Origin of the sequence: Mycobacterium sp., assembly GCF_036488105.1 — a bacterium.
Classification (GTDB): domain Bacteria; phylum Actinomycetota; class Actinomycetes; order Mycobacteriales; family Mycobacteriaceae; genus Mycobacterium.
This window is the reverse complement of the sequence record NZ_DASXHW010000023.1, coordinates 1-5,792: the sequence shown is the minus strand read 5'-3', so window position 1 is coordinate 5,792 and position 5,792 is coordinate 1. Positions and strand designations below refer to the sequence as shown.

General features: G+C 65.9%; 5 protein-coding genes and 1 pseudogene. 1 reads left to right on the top strand and 5 read right to left on the bottom strand.

Annotation, left to right across the window (positions count from 1 at the left end; translation table 11 throughout):
* From VGH54_RS01365 to VGH54_RS01345, 5 genes are all read right to left on the bottom strand, one after another.
* Positions 1-285 (bottom strand): PhoU domain-containing protein (locus tag VGH54_RS01365; protein WP_331510143.1); only part of this gene is annotated, 285 nt, incomplete at its 3' end.
* A gap of 105 nt (positions 286-390) precedes the next feature.
* Positions 391-2,541 carry an LCP family protein gene (locus tag VGH54_RS01360; protein WP_331510142.1) on the bottom strand — a complete coding sequence of 717 codons (2,151 nt, stop codon included), beginning with the start codon at positions 2,539-2,541 and terminating at the stop codon, positions 391-393.
* Between the two features lie 236 nt (positions 2,542-2,777).
* Positions 2,778-3,911: a tRNA dihydrouridine synthase DusB gene (gene dusB / locus VGH54_RS01355; RefSeq protein WP_331510141.1), complete on the bottom strand. Its 1,134-nt coding sequence runs from the start codon at positions 3,909-3,911 to the stop codon at positions 2,778-2,780.
* A gap of 6 nt (positions 3,912-3,917) precedes the next feature.
* Positions 3,918-4,934, bottom strand: coding sequence for an acyl-ACP desaturase (locus tag VGH54_RS01350; protein ID WP_331510140.1), 1,017 nt, complete (start codon positions 4,932-4,934; stop codon positions 3,918-3,920).
* A 103-nt stretch (positions 4,935-5,037) separates the two neighbouring features.
* Positions 5,038-5,652: a TetR/AcrR family transcriptional regulator gene (locus VGH54_RS01345; RefSeq protein WP_414688617.1), complete on the bottom strand. Its 615-nt coding sequence runs from the start codon at positions 5,650-5,652 to the stop codon at positions 5,038-5,040.
* Positions 5,653-5,690: 38 nt separating this feature from the next.
* Here VGH54_RS01345 and VGH54_RS30000 point away from each other — a divergent pair.
* A pseudogene (locus VGH54_RS30000) lies at positions 5,691-5,792 on the top strand (hypothetical protein); the annotation flags it as partial.

Below are 5,792 nucleotides of genomic sequence, written 5' to 3'. Positions count from 1 at the left end.
CGCCCCCATCCGGTCGATGTCGGCGACCATCTGGATGGCGCTCACAATCGACCGAAGGTCGCCGGCGACGGGCGCCTGCAGGGCAAGCAAGACGAAAGCGGACTCTTCGGCTTGGGTGCTCATCTCGGCGATCTTCTCGTGGTCGGAGATGACCTGCTCAGCGAGCACCAAATCGGCCTGCAGAAGTGCTTGTGTTGCGCGCTCCATGGCGGCGCCGGCCAGCCCACACATCTCGCCGAGCTGTTCGGAGAGCTCAGCGAGCTGCTCGTGGTACGCGGTTCGCATATCCCAAGCCTACGTTCTCGATTCCGCGTGCGGCATGAACCAGCATGAAGTGCGCTGTGAACTCGCGGTGAATGGGCATTTGCCTACCGATTATCGGCGGTTGCTCTATTCGCAGGTGGTATCGGCGGCGTTGGTGACGGTCAGGTCGTCGGGAAGCTTGGTCGGCGGGCTGCTGGCGCTGCGATCAACCTGCAGGCTCACCGGTGACCCGGCCGGCGGGGGAGTGCCGACCGAGGTGAAGTCCGAGCCGAGCACCACCTGCACGACGTGTCCGGTCCCGGTGATCCGTTCGACTTTGGAGTTCGCGAACGAAGCCGCGACCGTGGCGGCGGCCTGCTCGTTGCCGGGGGAGAAAAGCACCTTGGTGGTCTTGAGCGGGTTCGGGTAGTCGTCGGGGGACTTGACCCGGAACCCGTGCCGCTTCAGCTGGCTGCTGGCGGTGGCGGCCAAACCGGACTTGGCGGTCGAGTTCGACACCTGCACGGTGACGTCCTGGGGCGCGGTCGTCATCGCCTGGACATTCTCGGGGTGCGGGTTGGCAGCCTGGTTGGGCTGGCCGGTTTGGCTGGACTGGGGGGCCTTGCTGCTCAGCGACTTGGTCGGCGGAGCCGACGTCGCGTTCATGTTGTTCTCGCCCGGTAGTCCTTCGTCGTCGATGATGGCGCTGAACAGCGCCCGCATATCGGCGGCTCGCGGCGGCTCGTCACCGTTTTCGTCGGTGATACCGGTCGGCACGGTCACAAAGGAGACGTGGCCGGCATTCATGCCCTGCACCGACTGGCCCAGCTGGACAAGGTCCTTGGTCTTGACGTTGTCGACGTAGCTGTTGCTGACGAACATGTTCACCACGCTGTTGAGCTTGCTCAACGAGAAGAAGGTCTCCTTGGAAATCAGTGAGCGCAGCAGCGAGGACAAAAACAGCTGCTGGCGCTTGATCCGCCCGTAGTCGCCGTTGTTCTCGGTCGTGACGTTGCGGGCTCGCACGTAATTCAGCGCGGTCTTCGAGTCGATCAGCTGACGTCCAGAATGGGCGAGCACGGTGCCCAGTTCGTAATCCTTCAGCGGGGTGGTGCTGCATACCTCCACACCGCCGAGCGCGTCCACCATCTTCGCGAAGCCGGCGAAGTCGACGGCGATGAAGCGGTTGATGCTCAGACCGGAGAGCTTCTGGATCTCCTTCACCAGACACTTCGGTCCGCCGAAGGAGAATGTCGAGTTCAGTTTCGTCTCGGTGTAGACGTTTCTGGGACCCCACTTCTTGGTGTCCGAGTCGTAGAGCGGGCCGTACTCGCCGGTGTCTGGATTCCACGCCTCGCACTGGATCGGCGTGATGGCCAGGTCACGCGGAAACGACACTGCGACAACGCGTTTACGGTTTGCTGGAATGTTGACCAGCATGATGGTGTCCGATCGGGCGCCGCCCGCGTCCTCGGTGCCGCCGGCGCCCATCTCGCCGTTGGCCCCGGCCCGAGAGTCCATGCCGACCACCAGGAAGTCTTCGTCGCCGAATTGCGCGTTCGGGTCGACGATGTCGCGCGATCCCAGGTCCAGCGCGCTGACCGTATTCATTCGGTGGTTCTTCGACGTGCTCCACTGCCACGCCCCGCCGGTCATGGCCAGCGCCGCCGCCGCGACGGTGGCGACCACCAAACGGCCGGCCACCAGCATCGCTCCGTGCCGGCGGCGAGGCCTTGGCGCGGGCAGGTCGTCATCGGGTTCGACATCGGGCTTGTCGACGAGGCGCGCGGGTCGCGGCCGGACCGACGTCTTCGGCAGCACGGTGGTCTGCACGACGTCGACGTGGTCGACCGACGTCTCGCGGTGGATGGCATCGAGGTCGGGCAGGTCGTAGTTGTATTCCGCAGGGCTCAGCAACGCGTAGGCGTTGTAGTTGTCGTCCGGCTCATCGCTGGGCGGTGGTGATTCGGGCTCCGCTGTTTCGGTGTCGGGAGCGGCGTGGTGGTGCCGCGGCCGTTCCGCTACGGGGCCACCGATCTTGGCGATCAGATCGGCGACCGTGAGCCCGCCGTCGGCGTGGGATCCACCGTTGTCGTGCGTTTCGACGGCTGGCTCAGCCGGCTCTCGCATCGCCGAGGGCCCCGTCCATCGATTGACGACGGCGACCGTCTGCGTGGCGGTCCCGAACCGCTCCCACGGCGCGGCGCCTCGCGATCCAGGCGGCGTTCCGGTAAGCCCTACGTCATCGGCATCAGGGCCGTGAGTGGCTGCATCGGCGCCAGCGTCGCCGTCACTCATCTCCTGCCGGCCTCCGAATCTGGTGAGGTCTCACGTGTTCGAGGGGGTGCCTCGGGGCGGCGCCGCCGCAGCAGCGCAACGTATCCGCGCGACGGTGCGGTCGCATCGTCGTAGTAGTAGCAGTGCCGCGCTGGTGGCAACTGGGCTCGGCCACCGGCGCGTGATGCAACAAGATCCACATGGTACTGAGACAGCCCCGGAAACGCGATCCGGGGATGGTGTCAGATGGCCCGCCTTCAGCCGCCTGAGTGCATGACGTCGGCCCCGGACGGGACCGTGCAATCGTCGCGGTCCGTCAGCCAGCCGTCCGGCAGCGCCACCCGTGCCGGTGATCCCTGACGCCCGCGCGGCCCGCCGGCGGCGGTCGGGAACGGCGTATCGCCGTCGAGTTTGTCCAGCAGACGGCCGAGTTCGTCGCGGGTCTTGACCAGCGCGAGGGCCCGCCGCACGTCGGAGCCGGCCGGGAAGCCGTGCAGGTACCAGGCGATGTGTTTACGCATGTCACGCATGCCTTTGTCCTCGCCGAAGTGCTCGCTCAGCAGCTCGCCGTGCCGGCGGATGATGTCGGCGACCTGGCCCAGATTGGGCGGCGTCGGTGCCGGGGTACCGGTGAACGCCGCCGACAGCTCGGCGAACAGCCACGGCCGGCCCAGGCAACCGCGACCGATGACGACGCCGTCGCAGCCGGTCACGGCCATCATGGTCAGTGCGTCGTTGGCTTCGAAGATGTCGCCGTTGCCCAGCACCGGGATGGTCTGAACGTGTTGCTTGAGCCGGGCGATCTGCTCCCAATCGGCGGTACCCGAATAGCGCTGTGCCGCGGTGCGGGCATGCAATGCGACCGCGGCCGCGCCCTCGGACTCCGCGATCCGTCCCGCCTCAAGGTGGGTGTGATGGTCGTCGTCGATGCCGATCCGGTACTTGACGGTCACCGGGATGTCGGTGCCTTCGGCGCCGCGCACCGCCGCCGCGACGATCTGGCCGAACAGCTGCCGCTTGTAGGGCAGTGCCGCGCCGCCGCCGCGACGCGTGACCTTGGGCACCGGGCAGCCGAAGTTCATGTCGACGTGGTCGGCGAGCCCCTCGTCGGCGATCATCCTCACCGCCGCATACGTGGTGGCCGGGTCGACGGTGTAGAGCTGCAACGAGCGCGGCGTCTCGTCGGCGGAGAACGTCGTCATGTGCATGGTGACCGGATGCCGCTCGACGAGGGCACGGGCGGTCACCATTTCGCAGACGTAGAGCCCGCTGACGGTGCCGACGCGGGCCTGCTCGAGTTCGCGGCACAATGTGCGGAAGGCGACGTTCGTTACGCCGGCCATGGGCGCCAGCACCACCGGGCTGGCAAGGTTGATCGGACCGATGCGCAAGACCGGTTACCGCCTGCTCAGGGTCAGCTTGCCCTCGGTGTTGTGCAGCTGCCTGGCGGTCATCCTCAGATCGCCTCGGCGGGCTTCCCGCTCGAGCTGGCGCTGCTTCGAGATCTCGAACTTGTCGCAGGCCTGCTCGAGCTCCTTGATCAGCACGGCAAGGTCGTCGCGCTCCCGCGCAGCCTGTCCGCTGAAGTCCTCGCGCTCGAAGATGCGCCATTTCTTCAACACCGGCATCACGACCTCATCGAGGTGAATGCGCGGGTCGTAGACGCCGCCGACGGCGATCATCACGGCCTTGCGGCGAAACTCGGGCACGCTATACCCGGGCATCCTGAAGTTGCGCAGCACCCGGTGCAGGGCATGCATCGCCCTGTTCGGCGCGATCTCCAGGCCGGCTTCGGTGACATCACGGTAGAAGATCATGTGCAGGTTCTCGTCCTGCGAGATCTTGGCCAACAGTTGATCGGCGATCGTCTCGTTGCACGCCTTCCCGGTGTTGCGGTGTGAGACGCGGGTGGCAAGTTCCTGGAACGTGACGTACACGACCGAGTCGAACAGGTTCTCGGAGAGCAGGTCGCCCTGGTTGTTCTGACCCGGGCTGAAGCCCCGGTTCACCACCTCCATGCGCAGCTTCTCCAGCTCGACCGGGTCGACGGCGCGGGTGACCAGGAGGTAATCGCGCAGCGCGATGCCGTGGCGGTTCTCCTCGGCGGTCCAGCGGTTGACCCACTGACCCCACGCGCCGTCCATGCCGAAGCTCATCGCGATCTCGCGGTGGTACGACGGCAGGTTGTCCTCGGTCATCAGGTTCTGCACCATCGCCACCTGCGCGACGTCGGTCAGCTTGGACTGCCCGGGCTCCCAGTCCTGGCCGCCCAGCGCGTAGAAGTTCTTGCCGTCCGACCACGGGATGTAGTCGTGCGGGTTCCAGGACTTGTGCACGCTCAGATGCCGGTTCATGTACTTCTCGACGACCGGCTCGAGTTCACGCAACAGGTCCAGGTCTTGAGGATCCGGCACAACAGCCTCCCAGTTATCTGTGTCTGTCGGTTTCAGTAAATATATCTGTCGATGCCGGTGACATTCAAGTTCCGTTTTCTCGGGACTTTCTGCGTCGTCGTGGCTAGTGTGCGGTGGCCCTGCTGAGCAGCATTTCAACGCAGTAGTCGATGAATTGTTCGCGGCTGGCGGCCAGGCGCCCGTCCAGGTAGGCGGTGAACAGTGCCGTCAGGCCGCCGATCAAGCTGGTGGCGATCATCTTCTGTCGCACTGGATCGCCGATCTGGGTCAGCTTGCGCTGCAGCAGGTCGATGAAGTTGGGCATCCATTGCGCTCCCGAGTGCACCAGGACCGGTTCTACCGCCGGGGCCAGCAAGAGCACCCGCCCGCGCGCCGGGTCGTCGACCATCAGCGCGACGAATTGCTCGACCGCCTCGCGCGGCGTCGCGGCCGACGTCAACGTCGACATCGCCCTGGTGCACACATCGTCGTAGACCGCGCGCACGAACTCGTCGCGATCAGCGAAGCTCTCGTAGAAGTAGCGTTCGGTGAGTCCGGCTTGCCGGCACACCGCCCGCACGGTCACCGCCGGGCCGCTTGCCTCGCCGAGCAGTTGCACGCCGGCGGCGACGAGTTCGTCCCGCCGCAAGGCCTGGCGATCGCCGAGAGGGATACCCGACCAGCGACGCGCACGTTGACCGGACGGCACTTCACTCCTAGACTCTAGTTGACAACGCATGTAGTCAGTTTGCCTGACTGGGACAGGAAATTGCACCAGTGACTCAAGATACGTCTGCCGCAGCCCCGGTTGCGGCGGGTTGCCCGGTTTCGCCACTGGGATACGAAGCCCCGCCTCAGCCGCTCGGCCCCGACTCGCTG

What these genes read in the sequence shown, in the direction of transcription:
- VGH54_RS01360 (WP_331510142.1), bottom strand. Translation starts at nt 2,541, where the DNA reads ATGAGTGACGGCGACGCTGGCGCCGATGCAGCCACTCACGGCCCTGAT.
- VGH54_RS01345 (WP_414688617.1), bottom strand. Translation starts at nt 5,652, where the DNA reads ATGCGTTGTCAACTAGAGTCTAGGAGTGAAGTGCCGTCCGGTCAACGT.